Origin of the sequence: Marisediminitalea alba, assembly GCF_002993365.1 — a bacterium.
Classification (GTDB): domain Bacteria; phylum Pseudomonadota; class Gammaproteobacteria; order Enterobacterales; family Alteromonadaceae; genus Alteromonas; species Alteromonas alba.
Genome location: NZ_PVNP01000159.1, coordinates 1 through 20737 on the forward strand (window position 1 = coordinate 1; position 20737 = coordinate 20737).

The 20737-nt window shown below is 45.2% G+C and carries 20 protein-coding genes and 2 pseudogenes; 12 read left to right on the forward strand and 10 right to left on the reverse strand.

The window, feature by feature from the left end:
* The first annotated feature begins 2 nt into the window (after positions 1 to 2).
* The 7 genes from istB (C6Y40_RS14535) to istB (C6Y40_RS14565) all read left to right on the forward strand — a co-directional run bounded on the left by istB (C6Y40_RS14535) (position 3) and on the right by istB (C6Y40_RS14565) (position 6375).
* Entirely contained in the window at positions 3 to 737 is a 735-nt protein-coding gene (gene istB / locus C6Y40_RS14535; RefSeq protein WP_071979584.1) for an IS21-like element helper ATPase IstB, read from the forward strand.
* A 357-nt stretch (positions 738 to 1094) separates the two neighbouring features.
* On the forward strand, positions 1095 to 2885 hold the full coding sequence (gene nrdD, locus C6Y40_RS14545; protein WP_105935220.1) for an anaerobic ribonucleoside-triphosphate reductase: 1791 nt from the start codon (positions 1095 to 1097) through the stop codon (positions 2883 to 2885).
* 119 nt (positions 2886 to 3004) lie between these two features.
* The gene (locus C6Y40_RS14550) at positions 3005 to 3397 is read left to right on the forward strand and encodes a ribonucleotide reductase subunit alpha (RefSeq protein ID WP_105935221.1); all 393 of its coding nucleotides are present in this window, start codon (positions 3005 to 3007) and stop codon (positions 3395 to 3397) included.
* A gap of 60 nt (positions 3398 to 3457) precedes the next feature.
* A complete protein-coding gene (locus tag C6Y40_RS24635; protein WP_146129577.1) occupies positions 3458 to 3868 on the forward strand; it encodes a hypothetical protein in 411 nt (136 codons plus the stop codon).
* Between the two features lie 39 nt (positions 3869 to 3907).
* Positions 3908 to 4474 (forward strand): hypothetical protein, encoded by a 567-nt coding sequence (locus C6Y40_RS14555; protein WP_146129578.1) that lies wholly within the window; start codon positions 3908 to 3910, stop codon positions 4472 to 4474.
* Between the two features lie 106 nt (positions 4475 to 4580).
* Positions 4581 to 5615: an IS21 family transposase gene (istA, locus tag C6Y40_RS14560; RefSeq protein WP_105935223.1), complete on the forward strand. Its 1035-nt coding sequence runs from the start codon at positions 4581 to 4583 to the stop codon at positions 5613 to 5615.
* Positions 5599 to 6375 (forward strand): IS21-like element helper ATPase IstB, encoded by a 777-nt coding sequence (istB, locus tag C6Y40_RS14565; RefSeq protein WP_105935224.1) that lies wholly within the window; start codon positions 5599 to 5601, stop codon positions 6373 to 6375. Before istA ends, istB (C6Y40_RS14565) begins: the two co-directional genes overlap by 17 nt.
* A gap of 72 nt (positions 6376 to 6447) precedes the next feature.
* Here istB (C6Y40_RS14565) and C6Y40_RS14570 read toward each other — a convergent pair whose 3' ends face one another.
* The 3 genes from C6Y40_RS14570 to C6Y40_RS14580 all read right to left on the reverse strand — a co-directional run bounded on the left by C6Y40_RS14570 (position 6448) and on the right by C6Y40_RS14580 (position 10188).
* On the reverse strand, positions 6448 to 6888 hold the full coding sequence (locus tag C6Y40_RS14570; protein ID WP_105935225.1) for a hemerythrin domain-containing protein: 441 nt from the start codon (positions 6886 to 6888) through the stop codon (positions 6448 to 6450).
* Positions 6889 to 6893: 5 nt separating this feature from the next.
* Positions 6894 to 8654: a bifunctional protein-serine/threonine kinase/phosphatase gene (locus C6Y40_RS14575; protein WP_105935226.1), complete on the reverse strand. Its 1761-nt coding sequence runs from the start codon at positions 8652 to 8654 to the stop codon at positions 6894 to 6896.
* 67 nt (positions 8655 to 8721) lie between these two features.
* The gene (locus tag C6Y40_RS14580) at positions 8722 to 10188 is read right to left on the reverse strand and encodes a NarK family nitrate/nitrite MFS transporter (RefSeq protein ID WP_105935227.1); all 1467 of its coding nucleotides are present in this window, start codon (positions 10186 to 10188) and stop codon (positions 8722 to 8724) included.
* 517 nt (positions 10189 to 10705) lie between these two features.
* Between C6Y40_RS14580 and C6Y40_RS14585 the strand changes: the two genes are divergently transcribed.
* Both C6Y40_RS14585 and C6Y40_RS14590 read left to right on the forward strand, forming a co-directional pair.
* The gene (locus tag C6Y40_RS14585; RefSeq protein WP_105935228.1) at positions 10706 to 11938 is read left to right on the forward strand and encodes an MFS transporter; all 1233 of its coding nucleotides are present in this window, start codon (positions 10706 to 10708) and stop codon (positions 11936 to 11938) included.
* Positions 11939 to 11943: 5 nt separating this feature from the next.
* Positions 11944 to 13146: an NnrS family protein gene (locus C6Y40_RS14590; protein ID WP_105935229.1), complete on the forward strand. Its 1203-nt coding sequence runs from the start codon at positions 11944 to 11946 to the stop codon at positions 13144 to 13146.
* 6 nt (positions 13147 to 13152) lie between these two features.
* Here the strand turns inward: C6Y40_RS14590 and C6Y40_RS25580 are convergent, their stop codons facing one another.
* Genes C6Y40_RS25580 through norR form a run of 3 tightly spaced genes read right to left on the reverse strand, consistent with a single transcriptional unit; the run spans position 13153 to position 15061 of the window.
* The gene (locus C6Y40_RS25580) at positions 13153 to 13350 is read right to left on the reverse strand and encodes a SirB2 family protein (RefSeq protein WP_205664781.1); all 198 of its coding nucleotides are present in this window, start codon (positions 13348 to 13350) and stop codon (positions 13153 to 13155) included.
* Complete coding sequence (locus C6Y40_RS25585) at positions 13350 to 13523, reverse strand: SirB2 family protein (RefSeq protein WP_420836940.1); 174 nt, start codon at positions 13521 to 13523, stop codon at positions 13350 to 13352. The genes C6Y40_RS25580 and C6Y40_RS25585 overlap by 1 nt, the downstream gene beginning before the upstream one ends.
* 17 nt (positions 13524 to 13540) lie before the next feature.
* Positions 13541 to 15061: a nitric oxide reductase transcriptional regulator NorR gene (norR, locus tag C6Y40_RS14600; RefSeq protein ID WP_105935230.1), complete on the reverse strand. Its 1521-nt coding sequence runs from the start codon at positions 15059 to 15061 to the stop codon at positions 13541 to 13543.
* Between the two features lie 150 nt (positions 15062 to 15211).
* Here norR and ytfE point away from each other — a divergent pair, with 150 nt between their 5' ends.
* Positions 15212 to 15901, forward strand: a complete 690-nt coding sequence (ytfE, locus tag C6Y40_RS14605; RefSeq protein WP_105935231.1) for an iron-sulfur cluster repair protein YtfE — start codon at positions 15212 to 15214, stop codon at positions 15899 to 15901.
* Between the two features lie 80 nt (positions 15902 to 15981).
* On the opposite strand, the gene C6Y40_RS25250 is transcribed toward ytfE, so the two are convergent.
* From C6Y40_RS25250 to ubiU, 4 genes and pseudogenes are all read right to left on the reverse strand, one after another.
* Positions 15982 to 16176 (reverse strand): hypothetical protein, encoded by a 195-nt coding sequence (locus C6Y40_RS25250; RefSeq protein ID WP_240621969.1) that lies wholly within the window; start codon positions 16174 to 16176, stop codon positions 15982 to 15984.
* Between the two features lie 352 nt (positions 16177 to 16528).
* A pseudogene (locus C6Y40_RS14615) lies at positions 16529 to 16657 on the reverse strand (acyl-CoA dehydrogenase); the annotation flags it as partial.
* Between the two features lie 205 nt (positions 16658 to 16862).
* Entirely contained in the window at positions 16863 to 17756 is an 894-nt protein-coding gene (locus tag C6Y40_RS14620; RefSeq protein WP_012520038.1) for a U32 family peptidase, read from the reverse strand.
* A gap of 46 nt (positions 17757 to 17802) precedes the next feature.
* Positions 17803 to 18801 carry a ubiquinone anaerobic biosynthesis protein UbiU gene (ubiU, locus tag C6Y40_RS14625; RefSeq protein WP_105935232.1) on the reverse strand — a complete coding sequence of 333 codons (999 nt, stop codon included), beginning with the start codon at positions 18799 to 18801 and terminating at the stop codon, positions 17803 to 17805.
* A gap of 184 nt (positions 18802 to 18985) precedes the next feature.
* Here ubiU and C6Y40_RS14630 point away from each other — a divergent pair, with 184 nt between their 5' ends.
* Together C6Y40_RS14630 and C6Y40_RS14635 are read left to right on the forward strand one after the other, a co-directional pair.
* Entirely contained in the window at positions 18986 to 20509 is a 1524-nt protein-coding gene (locus C6Y40_RS14630) for a thiamine pyrophosphate-binding protein (protein WP_240621971.1), read from the forward strand.
* Between the two features lie 22 nt (positions 20510 to 20531).
* Positions 20532 to 20737 (forward strand): annotated as a pseudogene (locus C6Y40_RS14635) (IS1595 family transposase); the annotation flags it as partial.

The following is a 20737-nucleotide window of genomic DNA, read 5'->3' on the forward strand; positions in this document are numbered from 1 at the left end:
AAATGAACGATCTACTCATCCAACAATTACAGCAACTGCGCATGACAGGGATTGCGGATATGTTAAAACAGCAACGCGCTCAACCCAACACCTACTGTGAATTAGCCTTCGAGGAACGGTTGTCCCTGCTGGTTGACCATGAAATGAACCAAAGACGGACAAACCGCATCAACCGACTTCGTAAACAGGCACGACTCAGGTTAAATGCAACACCGGAAGAACTGTCATACGACAATGGCCGCGGATTACAAAAGCCAAGAATGGCCGATTTATTAAATGGCGGATATCTTAGTCATCATCAGAATATCATTGTTACCGGAGCCACAGGTGGCGGTAAAACCTATGTAGCTTGTGCGCTTGGTGAACAAGCGTGTCGCCAGGGAATACGTGTTGGTTACTGGCGATTACCACGATTAAACGAGCACTTACACATCGGCCACGCTGATGGCAGTTACACCAAGCAGCTAGCAACGATAGCGAAACAACAGCTACTGATCCTGGATGACTGGGGACTGGAAAAACTCACCGTCAAACAGGCAACAGACTTACTGGAGGTGGTAGAAGACAGGCACGGCGTAAGTAGCACCATCATCTGTAGTCAGCTACCTGTAGAGCAATGGCATTCAATGATAAGTAACGGCACGGTTGCCGATGCGCTACTAGATCGCCTCATCCACAATGCTCACCGGATAACCCTCACTGGGGAGTCAATGAGAAAGCAACAAACCATGAGGTAAATACCTGTGGCAGACTGCGGTCTGCCACAACTACTGATCGGGCAAGCCATAATACCAGTGATCGGGTGTATCAGAATTGGGGTGATCGAGAGGCCGGAATTAGTGATCGGGAAATGCCTAATACGCATGCAGAGGCGCTAATTGAAAAGCTTCGTATTGCCAGACAATCCCAACTGAAGACCTGTCTTTACACCGGATTACCCAGAGTATCCTCAAAAATCCAAGAACAATTGTCATTCCTGAAAACCGGTAAGTGGATATTTTCACTTGGCGGACTCGACTCCCCGTCGACCAATCAAAAACTAATAAACGTCAATACAGGTGAATTACTAAACCATAAATTTTGGGAGAATCAGTGTGCTAACCCTTGATGAAAAACACATAAAACAAAAACTGCAGTTTATCGATAGTTATTTAAATGCTGAAACAGCAGCTGATGGCGCGAAGTTAGACGCCAACGCAAATGTGACACATAAAAACATTGCCACGCTCGAGGCTGAACTGATGAAAGACTATTTTATTCAGGTAAACCGAGCATTAGTGAGTAATAAAATTGAAGAGCTATTTGGTCATGAACTTGCACTTGAGTACCAGCGACAGATCGAGTCACATGAAATCTACGTGCATGATGAAACCAGCCTAAAACCATACTGCACCTCAATTACCATGTATCCGTTTCTCTTAAATGGGTTGACTGAACTTGGCGGTGAATCCAAGGCTCCTCAACATATCGAGTCTTTCTGCGGCAGCTTCGTAAACTTGGTATTTGCCATCAGTGCCCAATTTGCAGGAGCCATTGCGACTGTCGAATTTCTGATTTATTTCGACCATTTTGCGCGTCGGGATTATGGAGAAAACTATCTCAACACGCATGCAACAGAAGTCGCTAACCATCTACAGCATGTCGTTTATGCCCTCAACCAGCCCGCGGCGGCTCGCGGCTATCAGAGCGTGTTTTGGAATATATCGCTTTACGACAAATTCTACTTTGACTCAATGTTTGGCGAGTTTGTGTTTCCCGATATGAGCAAACCTCAATGGGAGAATATCGAATCGTTACAAGCTTTCTTTCTAGAGTGGTTTAACAATGAACGCAAGCGGGCGGTACTCACTTTTCCTGTGGTTACAGCGGCAATGCTGACAAAAGACGGGGCAGTCAGAGACATCAATTTTGCAGCAACATGCGCTAAAGCGATGAGTGAAGGTAACTCATTTTTTGTTTACCAATCAGAGAGTGCCGATTCATTAGCCTCTTGTTGCCGATTGCGTAACGAGATCACGGACAATACGTTTTCATATAGCTTGGGTGCAGGCGGCGTATCGACAGGATCTATTAATGTGATCACCATAAATATGAATCGATTAGTTCAGGATGGCAGAGATTTGAACACTGAAGTTCAGAAGATACACAAGTATCAAGTCGCTTATCGTCGGCTCATCGAGGAGTATAAAGCAGCGGGAGCACTACCTGTTTATGACGCAGGCTTTATTAGCCTTGATAAACAATTTTTAACGCTAGGAGTCAACGGACTAGCAGAGGCGGCTGAGTTTTTAGGTATCGAAGTCGGTAACAATCCAAAATACAAAGACTTTGTCAGGTCGCAATTGCAAGTCATTTACGAACAAAACCGGGCTGCATCGCAGCACTTTAAATGTCAGTTCAATACTGAATTTGTGCCTGCTGAAAACTTAGGTGTCAAAAATGCCAAATGGGATAGACAAGATGGCTATCTGGTTAATAGGGACTGTTACAACAGTTATCTCTATCTTGTTGAAAACAAAAATACCACACATATTGACAAGTTTATCCTGCATGGAAGAGAGCTAAATCAGTACCTTGATGGTGGTTCAGCACTTCATCTTAATCTTGAGGAAACGTTAACCTATAAAAACGCATTAAATCTTCTAAACATCGCAGCAAAATCAGGGTGTAACTATTTTTGTGTGAACGTGAAAATTACGATCTGCAATACATGTGAAGCTATCGACAAACGCACTTTATATGCGTGTCCATCATGCGGTTCTGAAGACATCGATCATGGAACTCGCGTAATTGGATACTTAAAACGCGTTTCTGCTTTTTCCAAAGGCCGACGAGATGAGCATGCGCTGCGTCACTATCACACTCATGCGAGGCTTCACAATTAAGCTGGTACAAGACAGTGTTTTTACCTAATAAGGGGTAGTTCATTACCCCTTGTGCACAATGGTATTAAGGGAAAACGATGTGTACGCTAGAGTTAGCAACTTCTTAGGAGCCTTATGTTATGTCAGGTATGTTTTCCGATCTTTTATTAAAAGCCCAAGAGCAAAGCGAAAAACAGCGCTTGCTGTTCTTGTTCGCAAAAACTGACGAGACCAATAAGAGCAGAAAGCGAGAAGACAAAAAAGGTTCTATTGAGCCCAAAATGGTTGTCGATAAACTGCCAGATGAACTGTCCGAATTTTCCGCTTTAGTGAAGGAGGCAGATAGCATAAACAAAGACTGGGATTTTGTATTCATAGCCAGCCTGGGGGGCGATTCAAATACCCCTCCTACCACAGAGGCAGCAGAACCCTACCTAAACAAGATGACCAATGATGTGATGACTGGCAATAATATTTTTCGCTACGTGGTGTTTGACAGGAACGAAAACCCGATAGAAATTACCGCCAATTAGAAAAGGGGAAAACCCATCTATAACGAGCTATACTTTGGACTATTCTGACGGCTAAAACCCATGGTCGATAACGTACGAGAAATTAAAGACGGCTTGTTCCCCTTTAATGGTGATGAGCTTCATCAACTTTCGTTTTTATTGAACTATGCGATCCTGGCTCCATCTCATTACAACGCTCAACCCTGGCGCTCTAGGCTATCCAACAACGGATTGGATATCATCTTGGACAAACAACGAGTGTCCCGGTTTGTCGACCCTCATTCTCGGGAGGCAGTTATCAGTTGTGGCGCAGCGATAGGCATGATCGAAGTGGCCGCTCATTATTTTGGCTTTGCGGTCAACATAAATTATGAAAACACGGCTAACAGCGACTTGCTGGCGCATATCAACTTAGCTGGACATTACGATCCGTCTGCTGATGAAAATGCGTGGTTTCATGCTATTAAAATCAGGCAAACTAACCGTAAGTAATTTAGTGATACTGAACCACCCCATCAAGTAATCGAGAGTGTGCAGGGATGCGCTAATACTCTTGGTGTTCAACTGTCTCTCTCAAGAGATATCGGCACGATTACAAAATTTTCGGATATGATCGAAATAGCTGTTAAGCGCCAGTTTGCAAAGCCCTGGTTTCGATTGGAGTTTACTTCATGGCAACGGTCTATGCTGAGCTTGAGATCAGATGGCTTAACCGGGCACGGCTTTTACCACACCACACTTCCAAATCTGCTATCCAAGCCAATGTTGAATTGGTTCAATTGGGGTAGCAGCATTGGCAAGTATAATGTTGATAAGTGCCGCCATGGGATCCCGACATTTGCCGTGATTGCCACCGCCAATGATGATAAAGCAGACTGGCTGAATACCGGTCGACTATTAACGTTTTTCTTACTTGGGCTTGCACATCATCGTTTGTCGGTGTCATACATGAATCAAGCTATTCAGGAGCCAGACATTAGAAAACAATTACCGCCGGTTTTACAATCATTACAATATCCACAACTGATGCTGAGAATAGGTAAAGCGTCACCGGTACATTTCACTGCGCGGCGACCCGTCGAACAGACAATGCTGTGAGAGTATGGCCAATTTGTTATCGGCAGTGTAAAAATGACCCCCTAACGGCAATTGAAAATTGACCCCCTGAAGTAAACTAGCGGTTTTGTTCAAGAGGCCGCTTTCGATGTTAACTCAGGAGATGGTTGTGACCATTAAAGTACTCAAACACCAAGGTAAATCGATTAAAAGGATAGCGCGCGAAACAGGCCTGGCACGCAACACCGTTAAAAAATATTTGCAGCAGACTGAGAGTGCGCCGGTGTACCAACGCAATGTTGTGCGGCCGAGCAAGCTTGACCCGTTCAAAGATTATATTCAGTCGCGAATCAAAGCGGCTCATCCAGATTGGATACCAGCAGCCGTGCTTTACGAAGAGATCCTGGCCCGTGGCTACCAAGGTAAAATCCGGATCCTTAGTGAATATGTCGCAACGTTCAAACCCAAACAGGCAGCCGATCCGCTCGTACGATTTGAAACTGAGCCAGGCAGGCAACTGCAGGTCGACTTCACTATTATTCGCCGTGGAACTCATGCGCTCAAAGCCTTCGTGGCAACGCTTGGCTATTCACGTGCAAGTTATGTGCGATTTTATGATAACGAGCGCACAGAAGCCTGGATTGAAGGCCTTGAGCACAGTTTTGACTTCTTCGGTGGTGTGCCACGCGAAGTCCTGTTTGATAACGCCAAGACCATCATGATTGAGCGAGATGCCTACGCGGATGGTGAGCACCGCTGGAACCCTCAGTTGCTATCAACTGCGCAAGACTTCGGTTTTAACCCACGCGTTTGTCGGCCTTATCGGGCTAAAACTAAGGGCAAGGTTGAGCGCTTTAACCGTTACCTTAAATCCAGCTTCGTCGTACCATTGCAAGCAACGTTAAGAACCTCAAGCTTACGCTTGGATGTTCAAACCGCGAACGGCTATGTCGGACGCTGGCTTACGCAGGTAGCAAATGCACGGGTTCATGGTACGACCGGAGAGGTGCCAAACCAGCGCTTAATAACGGAGCAAGAGGCGTTATTGCCGTTGCCGATGAAGACCGGCAGTGTATACCAGCCACACGCATCGTGTCGTGTGCCAACACCTTACGAGAGCTTGCAGCACCCACTTAGTGTCTATGACCAGATGTTGCGAGGTGCGCATGAACTTACAGTCTGAGCGCATTGCCGATGCTTGCCGGCAACTTGGTTTATACGCGTTGCCTGAAGCCTGGCCATCAATAGCTGAGCATCACATCGCTCAGGAAGGCTCGTACGCGGACTTTATCGAGAAACTCTTAGCTGAAGAGCTTAAAGCCAAAACTCAACGCACCAAGGCAACCCTGCTCAAGTTCGCTGGCTTACCCAACATAAAAACGCTTGAAGAGTATGATTTTAACTTCGCCAGCGGCGTACCTAAAGCACAGCTGACAGAGCTGTCTGGCCTGAGCTTCATTGAGCGGCATGAGAACGTAGTTATGCTCGGACCCAGTGGCGTTGGTAAAACGCACCTGGCCATTGCGCTTGGGTATAAGGCCATCATGGCCAGCACGAAAGTGCGCTTTATCACCGCCGCAGATCTGATGCTGCAACTGGCGACAGCGCATAATCAAGGCAAGCTAAAAGCGTACCTACAGCGCGTTGTAATGAGTCCAAAGTTGCTCATCATTGATGAAATCGGTTACTTACCGTTCGGCCGTGAGGAAGCCAATTTGTTTTTTAACGTGGTAGCAAAACGCTATGAACGCGGCAGCACATTACTGACCAGCAACTTACCATTTAGCCAGTGGGCAGGTGCATTCGCCAACGATACGACATTAACTGCTGCGATGTTAGACCGCTTGTTGCACCATTGCCATGTGATTCAAATCAGTGGTGAAAGCTATCGGTTGAAGGAAAAAAAGAAGATAGGCATTGCACCGATACTCGGTGAAATTTAATCCCAAGGGGGTCAAAATTAGATTGCTGAAATAACCCCAAAAGGGGTCAAATTTAAACTGCCGTTGACAAATTCACATATCCAAAAATAGCGTGAGCAATTGTTCCTCTGTCAGAGCACGGTCACACTGAACATAAAGCACTTGCTCTTCTTTTTCGTTGTGCAGCAGAAGCAGTTCTGACAGGGCTTTTTCCAATGCTTCAGAATGATCGTCGTTTTTTAAGCTCTCACTAATTTCATCAAGCATAGCTCTAATTTTATCATGCTCATGTCGCATCACCATTGTTGGGCCAGAGCCATTCATCCCCGTGGCTTTTTCAAACATTGGAAACAGTAATTCTTCTTCCCAGCGAATGTGTCGTTTCAATCCTTCACTAAACTTGTCAAAGAGCAAAACAGCCTTGTAGCGCTGGTTTTGTTTATTTTCCCGGTACATGCGAAATAGAAAATCAAGTCTTTCGTGATCAACACTAAAAAATTGGGTTACCAGATTTTGCACTACTGTCGACTCCATAGCAGTTATCCTGTGGTCGAAAACAAAATGACAACCAGTATCAGCATGGCAACCCAAAAGGCCGACATCATCTGCCAAAAAAGCAAACCTTTGCTGTTATCGATTGCGGGATCATCTTTTAAAAATTCGGGGTTAGGCCGAGTTACATCATCGACAAAGTCTTGTAGACGTTTGTAGCGTTTTGGTATGTCAAGCGTTACACCTTTTTCCAATGCGCGGTCAAACCATAACGGAATGATGGGGTTGTGGTCGGTGGCGCTGATGTAACGTAGTTTGTCAAAGTCATGGCTATTGACGTATTGCTCTATCTTTTCGCCATAGGGTAGTTCACCGGTAAACAATTCATAGGTGATGGTGGCGAGCGCATAAATGTCGCCTTGAATGCCTGTGTTCCTACCTTGCAAGTAATAGGGGTCAGAATAGGTAGCCGTACCCAATGCTCCAAGATGCTCTATAGGAATAAAAATCTCAGCGATACCTGCAACAAAGACAGAACCAAAATCAATCACTTTAATCTTCATTGCATCATCAACAATGATGTTGGCAGGTTTCAGATCCTGATGAATCGTTTCCGTGTTGTGAAAAGCTGTAAGCGCAGCAGCGATTTGTTTTACCAATGTGATTGCCATCTTTGGAGAGGGTAACGGATGGTCGATCATCCATTTATCGAGCGAAATACCAGGTACATACTCCATTAGGTAATATAAACAAGTTCGTGGTCGGTTCTGGGTTATGATTTTAACCACGTACTCGCTATTTATACGTTTCCCTATCCACTCTTCCTGAATAAAACGGTCAATGTAATGCACGTCATCCTGAAAGTTGAGTGATGGTGTTTTCATCACCATTTGCTCATCGGTTTCTAAATCAGTAACCAGATAAACCTGGCTGCGACTGCTGGCATACAAAGCCTGATCTATTCGGTAGCCATCAAGTTTCATGCCTGGCTCGAGATCGGGTGGGAACGGCAGACGGGTTAATTTGGTATTAAAATCATCACGACTTTCAGCGGGCAATTTTTCGACTCTGGCAATTGCGCAGCTGATATTATCGTCGCTTCTGGCCAATTTAGCTTCAGCTACTATGCGCTCACATTGTTTTTGAGGTTCGCGTTGATCACTCAGGAACTCGGTCAGTTTCTCTGCATCAATGAAATCGTGAACACCGTCTGTTGTCAGAAGAAATACATCTCCTTCTTCTAGAACCGATTTCCCGTAATCCACTTGTAAGACGTTATCCATACCCACGGCTCGAGCGAGAATGTTTTTACCACCACCAATGTTGATGGAGTGATCTCGCGTCAATTGGGTAATAGCACCCTCTCGAAAACGGTAGATCCTGGAATCGCCTGCGTGAAAAAAGTGAGCCGTTCGCGATTTGAGCACAAGACCACTAAACGTGCATAGATAGCCTTTTTCCTGGTGGGTGAACTCGTGACTTTGCTTAAATAGGTTCAGATTAATCGTAGTCAGTGTTTTTTGACCTGATTGTTTCGCTGACCACGTATCAGGCGTGCGGAAGTACTCTTCGATAAAATGTTTTACCGCGTAGTCACTAGCCTCTCTGCCCGCTTCAGCACTGCTAACGCCATCAGCTATTACAACGGCTGTGCCCTTCGACGACATAGCGTGTCGGTCAGTCGGAGTATGCACAGCAACTGCATCTTCATTGACTGGTTTAACGCCTGCAATCGAAGCACAACCTGTAGCCACAACAAGCGTTGCGTCGTTTGTGATGTCGTCTTTTTGAGTGTGCTCTGATTGCATTGAAATAGTCTAGGTTAGTGAAAAAGGCATCCCTGTTTAAGAGATGCCTTTAACTGACGAGTTACTACTAACTTACATCGATCATGTGAACAGTACCATCTTCAGCAACTTCAGCGATTTGGCCGCGCGGTTCATCCATAAAGATGAGGGTGAACAGACCAACTAAAGCAGTCGCTGCAATGACGTAGAAAAATGTACTGTAGTCGACAAACGAAAGAATGGTTAAAAATGTCACTGCACCAACATTACCATACGCACCTGTCATACCGGCAATTTGGCCAGTCATTCTGCGCTTGATTAGCGGAACTACTGCAAACACTGCACCCTCACCAGATTGCACAAAGAACGAACATCCCATTGCAATGACAACTGCTAACCATAATGGCCATGTGCCATCGACCATACCCATTAATGCATACCCGGCTGCCAATCCTGCGGTTAATATCATTAACGTAGATTTACGACCAAATTTGTCAGATATCCAACCGCCTGCAGGGCGAGACATCAGATTCATAAGGGCATAGGCACCAGCAACCAGACCAGCTAAAACTGGATCGAGGCTGAATGTTTCGGCGAAGAAAAGTGGCAACATTGAAACAACCGCCAACTCTGAACCGAAGTTAGTGAAGTAAAGAATATCCAGTACAGCGACTTGTTTGAAATTGTAGCGATGTAGCTCTGGTACTTCTTTGCTGAAGATCTCTTTGTTGACCTGCCAGACTTTGTATACTTCAAGTAAATACAATACAAAAAGTCCAACATAAATCGAATTCACAATGGTTTGGCTGAGAATATCCACACCGCTTGGAGAAAGCTTCCAGGCTAGCAGGGCAATCGCTGCATACATTGGCAATTTCATTAGCAGAAGTAAGAAGAAGTCACCTTTGGATGTTACTTCCATCGCGCCTAAATTTTTGGGTTTAAAGTAAGTTGAACCTTTTGGCGTATTGGTCACGTTGGCGTAATAAACGAAAGCAAAAACCAAGCTGATGACACCCGTTAGGCCAATTGCATAACGCCATCCATCTTCACCGCCGAATAAAACCGCTATGGTGGGCAAGGTAAATGCGGCCGCGGCGGAACCAAAGTTACCCCAACCACCATAGATCCCTTCTGCAGTGCCCAGCTCATTGTGAGGAAACCATTCAGACACCATTCTGATACCAATGACGAAACCAGCACCGATGAAACCGAGTAGGAAACGGGCAATTGCTGCCTGCACGAAGCTATCTGCGAAAGCAAACATGAAACAGGGTATAGAACAAACAGCCAACAAAGCTGAGTAGACTAGTCTCGGCCCGTATTTGTCCGTTAGCATTCCGATAATAACCCGGGCAGGGATCGTAAGCGCTACATTTAGAATGAGTAAAGTCTTAACCTGGTCTGTTGTTAGCCCTAAAGTCTCTTTAACCGCTTGAAGTAACGGCGCAAAGTTGAACCAAACCAGAAAGCTAATAAAGAATGCCATCCAAGAAAGATGGAGTATTTTCATCTTGCCAGTAAATTTAAAAATATTGAATTTTTCAGTTGTCATGGGATTCTCCGCATGGATTTGTTATCTGTGACTAATTATTCGCTCTCTGGGATCGTTATCTTTGACTTGAATCAATTGAAAATAACAAGTAATTACAATTGCTTACGGATACCCATTCGGTGGTATTCGGTGAAGCTTATGGTGGCAATTTTTCGCACCTTTCCCGGTCACTTGGCCAGTTACAACTCGTTTGTCCTTATCACAAGCGTAAATGAAGCCGCTTTGATTCCTATTGCATCTAGGCGGTAAGTTTGAAGTTTTTGTGGGTAGGTAAACTTTCAAAAGTTGCTTGTACAAATTTCGCATCCAAACGAAGCTTCCCTATTGAAAACAGTGGTTTAATTGCTTTTTAAAACTACCTATTTATAGGTAATTAGTCGTTTAGACGATACTTGTGCAAACGCATCAGTTTCTAGAGTTGTCGACTTGTGAACGCTATATTGAACACTGATTTTTGTTTTTATCGGGTAGGTTTTTGACGGCTTCACACTCCAGGCAGGCAACGCGAGCCTTAGTATTGGCAACACTCGTGTTTGCTATCAACTTTTCAGTTTGGACGCTTTATGCAGTAATGAGCGTTGAATTGAAGCAGGTGCTTGAATTGTCCAGCACTCAGGTTGGTATTCTGCTTTCTGCTCCCATCATCACGGGTGCACTATTAAGGTTGCCCGCAGGTTTATTGTGTGAGCGTTACTCACCAAAGATGATATTGATCCTGCAGATGCTCATCACCGTGCCACCGTTGGTCTTGTTACCCAGTATCGATAGTTTTTCTGGCTACGTGATTGTTGGGCTACTGATCGGAATATCGGGCGTGTCATTTAGTATTGGTATTCGCTATCTCACCGATTGGTTTGACAGCAAAGAGCAAGGCACAGCAATGGGAGTCTTTGGTGCAGGTAATGCTGGGGCCGCACTTAGTCTTATTATTGTGCCCTATATACGCGATGTATGGAGTTGGAATACTATTGGGCCCACCTACAGTGCAATGGTTTTGATCACCTGTTTTACGTTTTGGCTAGCCGCTCCATCACCGCCGAAATTCAAACAACAGAACAAACAAAAGCCGCTGGCTTTTTTTGTTAAACCATTGGCTCACGCACGAGTCTGGCGATTTGGTCTGTATTACTATTTTGTTTTTGGCAGTTTTTTAGCGTTGCTGTTGTGGCTACCTCAGTACTATGTGAATGCTTACGCCTTGCCATTCAACCAAGCCATGGCTCTTACTTTACTGTTCGTGCTCAGCTCAAGCATGGCGCGTGCAGCCGGCGGATGGTTTGCCGACCGATTTGGTGCGCGAAATGTCAACTGGGGAGTGTTCTGGATCTGTTTAGTGTGTCTTTTCTTTTTAAGCTATCCACCAACGACAATGACAATCCATGGCGTAGACAGAGATGTTAAACTTTACATTGAACTGAATGTTTGGGTGTTTACTGTTTTGCTCTTGTTGATTGGATTGGCACAAGGCTTTGGACGTGCAAGTGTATATAAAATCATTAACGACTACTATCCGGAACAAATGGGCAGTGTCGGTGGCATGGTCGCCATGCTTGGCGCATTGGGCGGTTGCACACTCCCAATTCTGTTTGGTGTCGCAGTCGACATCGCTGGCGTCTACAGTGCGTGTTTTATGCTCCTCTATGGTGTGTTAGCAGTTTGCATGCTGCTAATGCACTTAGCAATAAAACGCGAACGATATAAAAACCGAGTGTTAGAGGCGCAACAACATAATTTTCTCGAACAGGATTAATTGGCATGCTAAACATCGTGGATAATCAACAAGAGCAAAAAATTACACCATTGCTACGTTTAGGGTTTCGGCCGTTTTTCTTGTTCGGTAGTCTGTTTGCAACCTTATCCATAGCGTTGTGGCTGCTGACTTTAAAGGGCGTTGTTTCAGTTGAGCCACTTAATGGCATGCTTTGGTGGCATAGTCATGAAATGTTGTTTGGCTTCACGGCAGCGATAATCGCTGGTTTTTTACTCACCGCTGTTCAAACCTGGACGAACATTCCAAGTATCAAAGGAGGGCAACTTCTGTTTTTGGTCTGCCTGTGGGGACTGGCACGGCTGTTGATTTTGTTTGGCACAGCGTCAATGTTGCCATTGGCGATGATTACCGATTTGGTATTTTTACCGTTAACGGCATTTTTTGTTGGCCAACGGGTTATCAGGATTCGCCAGTATAGAAACCTGATTTTTATTCCTGTATTAGTACTAATGTCGGTTATGAACCTTTTTACCTATCTACCCAGCTTAGGCTTTGATTCAGCCTGGCAGGCACGCGGTACACACGGTATGACGTTGTTAGTCACCTTCCTTGTGGCTTTTTTAGGCGGTAGAGTTATTCCGATGTTTACCGCAAACGGCACAAAAACGACCAAAGTGTTACCTATTAAGTGGTTGGAAATATCAGCCTTGGCTAGCCTCGTAGTTGTGTTGGTTTTACTGCTCCTCAAAGATGTGGGTGATTTTAACATGTTGACGAGCATTGCATGCCTGACAGCCGCCTTGCTTCACGCCATACGCCAGTGGCGGTGGCGCATCTGGGTCACGCTCACTGTGCCACTCGTGTGGTCTTTGCATTTTACTATGCTGTTCATTCCAATTGGGTTAGGCTTGCTAAGCCTGCATTTCTTTGGTGCTAATATTACTTTAAGTACCGCAATCCACAGCTTAACCGTTGGTGCTATCGGCGGAATGATTTTAGCCATGATGTCTCGCGTATCACTTGGGCATACCGGCAGGATGTTACAAGTTGGAAAGCTAATGAGTGTCGCTTTTTTTGCCATTGTGATCAGTGCAATAGTGCGGTCTATTGTATTAGCGATATGGCCGCAGTGGACAATTCAATTTTGGGTATTGGCGGGTTGCCTGTGGTGTTTAGCATTCGGTTTGTTTTTCTTTAAATACTTGCCTGTACTGTCGGCACCCAGGGTCGACGGCAGGCCAGGGTAACTGTGCTTAAAGAATAAATTTGCTGAGAGCGGATTTAAAAATCAGACCAATGCATATTAGTGTGGCGATAAATGCGGCAATGCGCTGTGCTTTTGTTTTACCGCGCTTTAATGCAATCGTCCCAAGCACAATATACAACAGGAGTAACAGTATTTTTGCGGCTACCCAGTCCAAAATCCATGGATAGAAGCCTGTCATTATCATCAGGGCAACAGCGGACTAAGTAAAAGCGTATCAATAACATGGGGAATGGTTTTCACCCATTTACTATGTAGCAGGCTTGAATCAATTATCTTCCAATAGCCGCGAATAACAAAGTTTATAAGTGTGGTGACTGCCAACACGATGTGTATTTGTTTTAATAGCATGTAATCCATTGGTTTCAGACATTAGGCTACTTAATACCTAAACGTTGCGCAAGCTTATGTAAATTACTAGCGTCCAGTTCTAAGGCTCTGGCGGCTTTAGCCCAACAATTAGCGTGTTGCGCTAACGCTTGCTCAATAAACTGCTTTTGCCATTGTTGTGTCGCCAACTTAAAATTGTATACGGGTTTATTCTGCTTGCTGGCATCAGGGAGTGATTGACGCATTTCACTGGGTAAATCTAATAATTCAGGTAGCAAGGTGACAATATCCGTTCTTTGAGCACCCAAACTTAACGCTTTTATAGCAGCACGGCTTAATACATGCTCTAACTCCCGCACATTTCCTGGCCAACCATAGTGCAACAACATGATTTCTGCTGCAGATGATAAGCGAATACTACGCAGCCCCAGTCGACTGCGATTTAGCTCTAAAAAGTGCCCAGCTAACAAGGACAGGTCTTCAGTTCGCTCTCGTAATGGCGGAACCATAATGGGATAGACCGATAAACGATGATACAGATCTGCTCTAAACTCACCCAGTTTGACCTGCTGTTGTAAATCCCGATTCGTTGCTGCCACTAACCGCACGTTCACCCGCCTCAGATGATCTGATCCCAAGCGTTGGATTTCACCATTCTGTAACACCCGTAAGAGTTTAGCTTGCACCGACAGCGGTAATTCACCCACCTCATCCAAAAACAAGGTTCCACCATCCGCGGCATCAAATCGGCCAGCACGTTCGCTCAAAGCACCAGAAAAAGCGCCTTTGCAATGCCCGAATAACTCACTTTCAGCCAGAGATTCTGGTAAAGCCGCGCAATTGACATAAACCATTGGTTTGGCACAGCGTGTAGACATACGATGTAAACGCCGGGCAAATAACTCCTTACCTACCCCTGTTTCTCCTAATAGTAAAACCGGTAAATCGGACGCTGCAACCACATCCAGCTCTTGTAGCACTCTAAGTAAAGTGGCACTTTGACCAATAATTTCAAACTGCCCAGAACCATCAGCGAGTTGATTAGTAACAGATTCAGGTTCTCGTTGCCGCAATGCCCGGTTTATTCTTTCCAATTCAGTGAGCCGAATGGTAGCCTCAATTAGTAAACTTAATTGTTGGATCTGTGAAATCGCCAAAGCATCGAAACAGGAAGGGGAAAGTGCATCAAGTGTTATAGCTCCCCAGCATTGTCCGTCAACGTATAACGCCATACCCAAGCAATCATGCACGGGTAAAGCCTCACCGGGTTGTTCTGCCAATAAGCCATCATAAGGATCAGGTAAGTCGCTTCCCGGTGGAAAACGCACCGGTTGCCGACTTGCCAAAATTGCGGCCAAACGTGGATGCTGGCTAATGTCGAAACGCCGTCCTAACGTTTCTCTTAACAATCCATGAACGGCAATAGGTTTTAGCTGCGCATGCTGCAACTGCAATAATGCCACGGCACCACAGGCAAAATGACTACGCAGGGTAGTTACTAAACGTTGCAAGCGCACTGCAGCGGGCAATTCCGTCACTAAATCGGCAAACAAACTGGCATCAAGCATGGTGATTTATACCTTTAGGGTAATATTTACCCTGAATCATTAAGGTACAATTTACCATTCGTTGTAAAAATCCGATATAAATCAAAGGTGGTAGTTCTGGCATTGTCCATGCACTCACGAGAATGAGTCTTTGTTTATTGGAGAATTACTATGTTACTCACGCAACCCCTGGGTCAACTCGCTACGCGTATCGCTGGTGCAACCGCCGTCTTTCATCAGTTTAAACTGGACTTTTGCTGTGGCGGGCAACAAAGTCTTGGTGAGGCTATCGCCAAACGCGGCTTAAACCAACAAGAAGTGTTACAGGCTTTAGAGAATTTACAACACCAAAAAGATCCCGCTATTAATTGGCACGCTGAACCAACACCTAAGCTAATTGATTATATTTTAGTGAATTTTCACCAGAAGCATCGTCAGCAACTGCCCGAGCTTATCCGCTTAGCTAAGCGGGTTGAAACTGTACATGGCGATAGCCCAGATTGCCCACACGGTTTAGCGGCTCATTTACATGATATGCAGCAAGAGCTGGAAAGCCATATGTTAAAAGAAGAGCAAATTCTATTCCCGATGTTAAGCCAAGGCATATATCCCTATGGCCCTATCAGCGTAATGCTGGAAGAACATCAAGAACATGGTGATGCCCTTAAAAAGCTGGATGAGCTAAGTTTCGAGCAACAGCTTCCACTTGGCGCTTGTAACACCTGGACAGCATTGTATTTAGGTTTAAAAGAGTTAAAAGAAGATTTAATGCAACATATTCTACTGGAAAACGAAATTTTATTTGTTGAACCAACTAAACCGGGACACGGCGAACAGCACTGTTGCGGAAGCTGTCAGTAACACTCGAACTTGGTAATGTCGACCTCAGAAATTGAACTCCTAGCATTGAGCTGCCAAATCCTTTGGCAGCTCATTTTAATTTATACCACTGAACTCCGCTGCTGTAACAGCCCCATACTGATCACAAAGGGGGATGCTACCTGCTGCGCCTGAATAATGGCATCGATATGCAGCGGTATCAGACAGCGTAGGTCAATTAAGCAGCTGTCCGCTGCCTGCTGCGGTAATTCCGCAAACGCCTGGCGACTTAAGTAACAACCATTGGCATAGCTCATGACCGCTAACTGCTCCCCCTCACAATAAACTGCCGGCTCGCCGAGCGCAGGCAACGGCTGATCTGGCTCTGGGTACTGGCAAAGCCATAAACGCCGCCTTTTTTGCCGACATCCTCGCCAAATATTAGGGTATGGGGATATTGCGTAAAGAGATCGTGGAGCGCCCAGTTTAACAGCTTGGCTAAATGCTGGCCTTTACCCAGGTTACGCTAATCAAAGGCAAATAGCGCCTGCCGCACAGCTGGCAGCGGTAATGGCAGTGTCGGTAAAGCGGGATAAGTCGGCGCAATCGAGGCCATCACGGCGGCAGCACTGGTCAGTTTGGGTATGCTACTGGCTAAGACAGCAACGCGGGTAAGGTCGCACCAAGCAAGCCCAGTTCGCCCAGCTCATTCATAATTTCACGGATCAGCTGCTCTTCTTCGGTTAACAGTTGGGAGAATTGAAACGGGTCTTGCCAGTCAAAATGTGGGCGCGCCATTTTACTACCTCAGTCATGCTATAAAAGTTACACTATTCCCACTCATCGTGGAGCTGAAGCTCAATTTACATTACCGTTGCGTCCCAGACGTCGCAGTCCCTGCGGGCAGTTAAATTGATTGAGTACCAATACTAATCCACTGCGCTAGGTAACCTGAATTGATATAAAAAAGCTCGCCATGGGTAGTGCACAGTCATCATATCACTCAGGACATAACGCGAGAGTGCGTTTGATTTGCACCTAAAGGCGTTAATCCTGCAATCTGATGCCAGTAACCGTTAGTTTCATCTGCGGAAAGAGATATCGAATTGGCATGCACAAAATTTGTCAAAACTTCAAATGTACTGGTAGCCTCAGGACTGATTCGAACAATATCCACTAACCCTTCCATTGTCTTAAGATCATTGATTAAATTATAACGATACCCTGACATCGTCTGAATACCGTTCAGTACGAAAAGTGTTTGCCCTTCCTGACTCGATGCAACGCGACCACGCGGGTAATTCAGGCAGCACAGCTCACAATCGTCTTTTGCACGGTTTTCCGAGCGAGCAGTAAAGCAACGAGCAGAATATGCCAGTGGTAAATGACCATAGCTGAATACTTCAACTTCAAACCTATCTTTAATACCTATGGCATCACATTTTGAAAGGATTTCGGAGAGCTTATCCTTCGAGAGTTCGACGGGCATGCACCAGCGTTTCATTCCCTGCTTTAACAATATATCCAGTGTTTTGTGGTTATATATGTTGAGCGCTGGGCCTGCGACAAACGGCACCTTTAATTTTCGTAAATAATTCACGGCGGCCATATCGTTGGCTTCAACGAGGAATTCACCGTTTTCACAATATTTACGCACCTGAGCCAATTCCGAAGGTGCTTCCAACAAGGTCATAGTTGAGAGTATGACCTCCTTTCCTTTATCGGCAAGCGCCTTCGCAATAGCGATGTAATCAACCATCTTTAATTGACGCCGCTTCGAACAAACGGTCTCTCCCAAATAGATAATTTGGGCTTCACTCTGGGCGGCTTTGTCATAAAATTGCTCAACCTGTGCTTTAGGCCAAAAGTAGAGAATTGGGCCGAGAGAGTATTGCATATGGTTTTCCTACAAAATCAAATAATCAAAAGGATTGGCATGGTTGCTATTGCCACGACTTGTGGTAGGCACCCAAAGTAGTGCAGCTTCCCTCCGATAAGGATTCCAGACGTTTTTCCCAATCATGCAGATCGTTTACATGCATAGAGCTACTGCAGTGGTCAATAGCATCGCGCCAAACTCTAGTTACCTGTTTTACGTAGGCACTACTTCGTTGCCTACCTTCAATTTTTAAGGCGGTCACGCCAATTTTAAACAATTCAGGTAGCAGACTCAGCGTATTTAGGCTAGTAGGTTCTTCCAGTGCATGAAACGCTTTAGTATTGCTATCTACCTGAAAACGCCCCTTGCAGAGAGTTGGATAACCTGCTTGCTCATGTGGTTGATAGGAATCAATTAAGACATTGTTCAATCTGGATGTTAAACGACCATCCGACTCCTGCCACTGAACATGACTTGCTGGTGAACACACACCATTCATATTGGGTGACTCACCGGTTAGATACGAAGAAAGGTGGCAGCGTCCTTCGGCCATGATGCATAGACTACCAAATGCAAAGACCTCAAGTTCAATATTGGTACTTCTCGCTAACTGCTTTACCTGATGAATTGATAGCACGCGCGGGAGGACGATTCGCTTCACGTTGAAGCACTCTTGGTAGTATTCGATAGCACCTGCATTGGTTGCAGATGCCTGTACGGATAAATGCAATTCTAAATCTGGGTAACGCTCAGCTGCATAGTCAAGTACTGACATGTCGGCAACTATCAGGGCATCAATATTGAGCGCCGCGGCGGCATCGACAGCGAATTTCCACTTATCCCATTGTTCAGCATGCGCATAGGTATTAATAGCGATATGTATCTTTTTTGATCTGTCGTGTGCGTAAGCGACGGCTTCTTCCAGTCTTTCTTCAGTAAAATTAAGACCCGCAAAGTGCCTGGCATTCGTATCATTCTTTAAACCCACGTAGACTGCATCTGCGCCATTATCGATCGCCATTTTAAAAGAAGAGAGGTTACCCGCAGGGCATAGTAATTCCATAGCGCCTTCAACTTACAAAAACAAAACCACCGCTATTTTTAAAAAACCAGTGTCATTTGCCAATTGAAACAAATAGGTAGATGTCGTTCATTGTGAGTACCAACAAAGAGCTTTTGTTAAACGCCTCTCATAGGCACATAATCAACCGGTTAATTTGAATAGGCCTAGTGGCCAGGAGCAAGTTATGCTGGGTGCGAATATGCGTGCGCACTGCGCGCAAAATCTGGGTACTGAATACGCTAAAAGTCTTCCTCTACTTGGTGACGTGATGGCTGACATTCTGACGCTGTTTGGATGTAAGACAGTGTTCGGGGTAGGAGGTGACTTTGCAGATAATATTATCAGCGCTTTTGAAGGAAAACTTGAAACTGCGCCTTCTAGTAACGAAATGCACGCCGGCTATGCTGCTTGTGCGCAAGCTCAAATTTCGGGATTAGGTGCAACGCTGACAACATTCACCGTGGGTAGTTTACCTTGTTCCAGTCCAGCAGCCCTTGCAATGGCCGAGAAGCTGCCAGTGGTATTTATTTCCGGAGCACCCGGTGAGCAAGAAATTTCTGACACGCTGCTGCATCATAGTGTGGCCTCCAGCTCTGAATGGATGATGAAATATGATTGTGCCTTGGAGTCATTTCGTGCATTAGGTATGAAAGCCGAAAGATTGCAAGGCGCAAGATCGAAAGGTCAGCCGAATATGACGGCTGAACGTTTTTTTCAATTGGTTGCTCACGCCTATGCCAATAAACAGCCTGTTTTCATTGAGGTACCCCGTGATTTAGTCTTTGAACCCACCCAGGCATTAAAGCTGCCACAAACACCTGGCGACGTAAATCATGAGACCTATGTGTTAGATGGTGCGCAGCATATCGCTGAACACATTGTTGAAAAATTGAATCAGTCAAGCCATCCACTTCTGTTCGTTGGCGAGAATGTCAAGTTGAACACAAGATTATGTGAGCAACTGCGCAATTTTGTGAACAAATTCAATATTCCTTATGCAACTAGCTGGCTGGCAAAAGGTGTTTTAGATGAGTCTGATCCGCTGTCCGTAGGAAGCTATAACGGCGTCTTTAGTCCTGACCACGTGCGATACTACATTGAACAGAAAGTTGATTACATCTTGGAAGTCGATACCAGTATCCAGAGTCAAGATACGAATAATGCGTTTTGTTCAGGCACGCATGTTATTCAATCATTTGAAAATAAAACCATGGTAAAAGGGACCGTTCAAAATCAACAAGGTTTGCTACATGTCTTAGAACACTTACTGGCGAGCGACATCCCTGTTTTTCAAACTTTGCTGGAAGAAAAGCGTCGTCCGGTTTTAGACGATAATGACAGCGTCGACTTCCATAATCTTGCAGATGCCCTCAATGATGTCCAAAGTCAGCTATCTGCTTCGTTAATTTATTTACCAGAAATCGGTAATTCGTATTTTGCTTCTTACAGTTTAGAGACTAAGCAGTCGAGTCATTGTCGGGCTTGGCTAACCAATCCCTGGTATGGTGCTATGGGTAGTAGTCTGCCCTATGCGCGAGCTGTGGCTAAGACCCTGAAATCTTCAAACTCGTCCGATATTGCGGTTGTTATCACCGGTGACGGTGGCTTTCATTTTCAATTAAATGAGTTAATTCATTTTCAACGAGAGCATCTTGCGGTTGTTATCCTTTGGCTATGTTCTGCTAAATTGTTGCTATACTGTATATGAATACAGTTATTGAGGGTTGATCATGATCCCAGCACAATTTACAAAGCTTATAGCCGAGTTAGAACACTTAACAGATAGTCAAACCCGTTATGTTGAGAAGCTGCTGAAAGGCACTGATAGCGTCTCACAGTTGATAACAGAGCTTGAGGAGCGGATGGTTGAAAACCCTGAATGTCCGCACTGCCATAGCTCACTGATCAATCGGCACGGCAAGGTAAACAAGATGCA

Bases quoted from the DNA above. Each gene is read 5' to 3' on its own strand.
- C6Y40_RS24635 (WP_146129577.1), top strand. From the start codon at position 3,458: ATGGTCGATAACGTACGAGAAATTAAAGACGGCTTGTTCCCCTTTAAT.
- norR (WP_105935230.1), bottom strand. From the start codon at position 15,061: ATGCTTGATGCCAGTTTGTTTGCCGATTTAGTGACGGAATTGCCCGCT.
- C6Y40_RS14575 (WP_105935226.1), bottom strand. From the start codon at position 8,654: ATGCAATCAGAGCACACTCAAAAAGACGACATCACAAACGACGCAACG.
- C6Y40_RS25250 (WP_240621969.1), bottom strand. From the start codon at position 16,176: ATGAGCTATGCCAATGGTTGTTACTTAAGTCGCCAGGCGTTTGCGGAA.
- istB (WP_071979584.1), top strand. From the start codon at position 3: ATGAACGATCTACTCATCCAACAATTACAGCAACTGCGCATGACAGGG.
- C6Y40_RS14620 (WP_012520038.1), bottom strand. From the start codon at position 17,756: ATGCAATACTCTCTCGGCCCAATTCTCTACTTTTGGCCTAAAGCACAG.
- istA (WP_105935223.1), top strand. From the start codon at position 4,581: ATGTTAACTCAGGAGATGGTTGTGACCATTAAAGTACTCAAACACCAA.
- C6Y40_RS14580 (WP_105935227.1), bottom strand. From the start codon at position 10,188: ATGACAACTGAAAAATTCAATATTTTTAAATTTACTGGCAAGATGAAA.
- C6Y40_RS14570 (WP_105935225.1), bottom strand. From the start codon at position 6,888: ATGGAGTCGACAGTAGTGCAAAATCTGGTAACCCAATTTTTTAGTGTT.
- C6Y40_RS25585 (WP_420836940.1), bottom strand. From the start codon at position 13,523: ATGGATTACATGCTATTAAAACAAATACACATCGTGTTGGCAGTCACC.
- ubiU (WP_105935232.1), bottom strand. From the start codon at position 18,801: ATGGAATTACTATGCCCTGCGGGTAACCTCTCTTCTTTTAAAATGGCG.
- C6Y40_RS25580 (WP_205664781.1), bottom strand. From the start codon at position 13,350: ATGATAATGACAGGCTTCTATCCATGGATTTTGGACTGGGTAGCCGCA.
- C6Y40_RS14590 (WP_105935229.1), top strand. From the start codon at position 11,944: ATGCTAAACATCGTGGATAATCAACAAGAGCAAAAAATTACACCATTG.
- C6Y40_RS14550 (WP_105935221.1), top strand. From the start codon at position 3,005: ATGTCAGGTATGTTTTCCGATCTTTTATTAAAAGCCCAAGAGCAAAGC.
- ytfE (WP_105935231.1), top strand. From the start codon at position 15,212: ATGTTACTCACGCAACCCCTGGGTCAACTCGCTACGCGTATCGCTGGT.
- istB (WP_105935224.1), top strand. From the start codon at position 5,599: ATGAACTTACAGTCTGAGCGCATTGCCGATGCTTGCCGGCAACTTGGT.
- C6Y40_RS14630 (WP_240621971.1), top strand. From the start codon at position 18,986: ATGCTGGGTGCGAATATGCGTGCGCACTGCGCGCAAAATCTGGGTACT.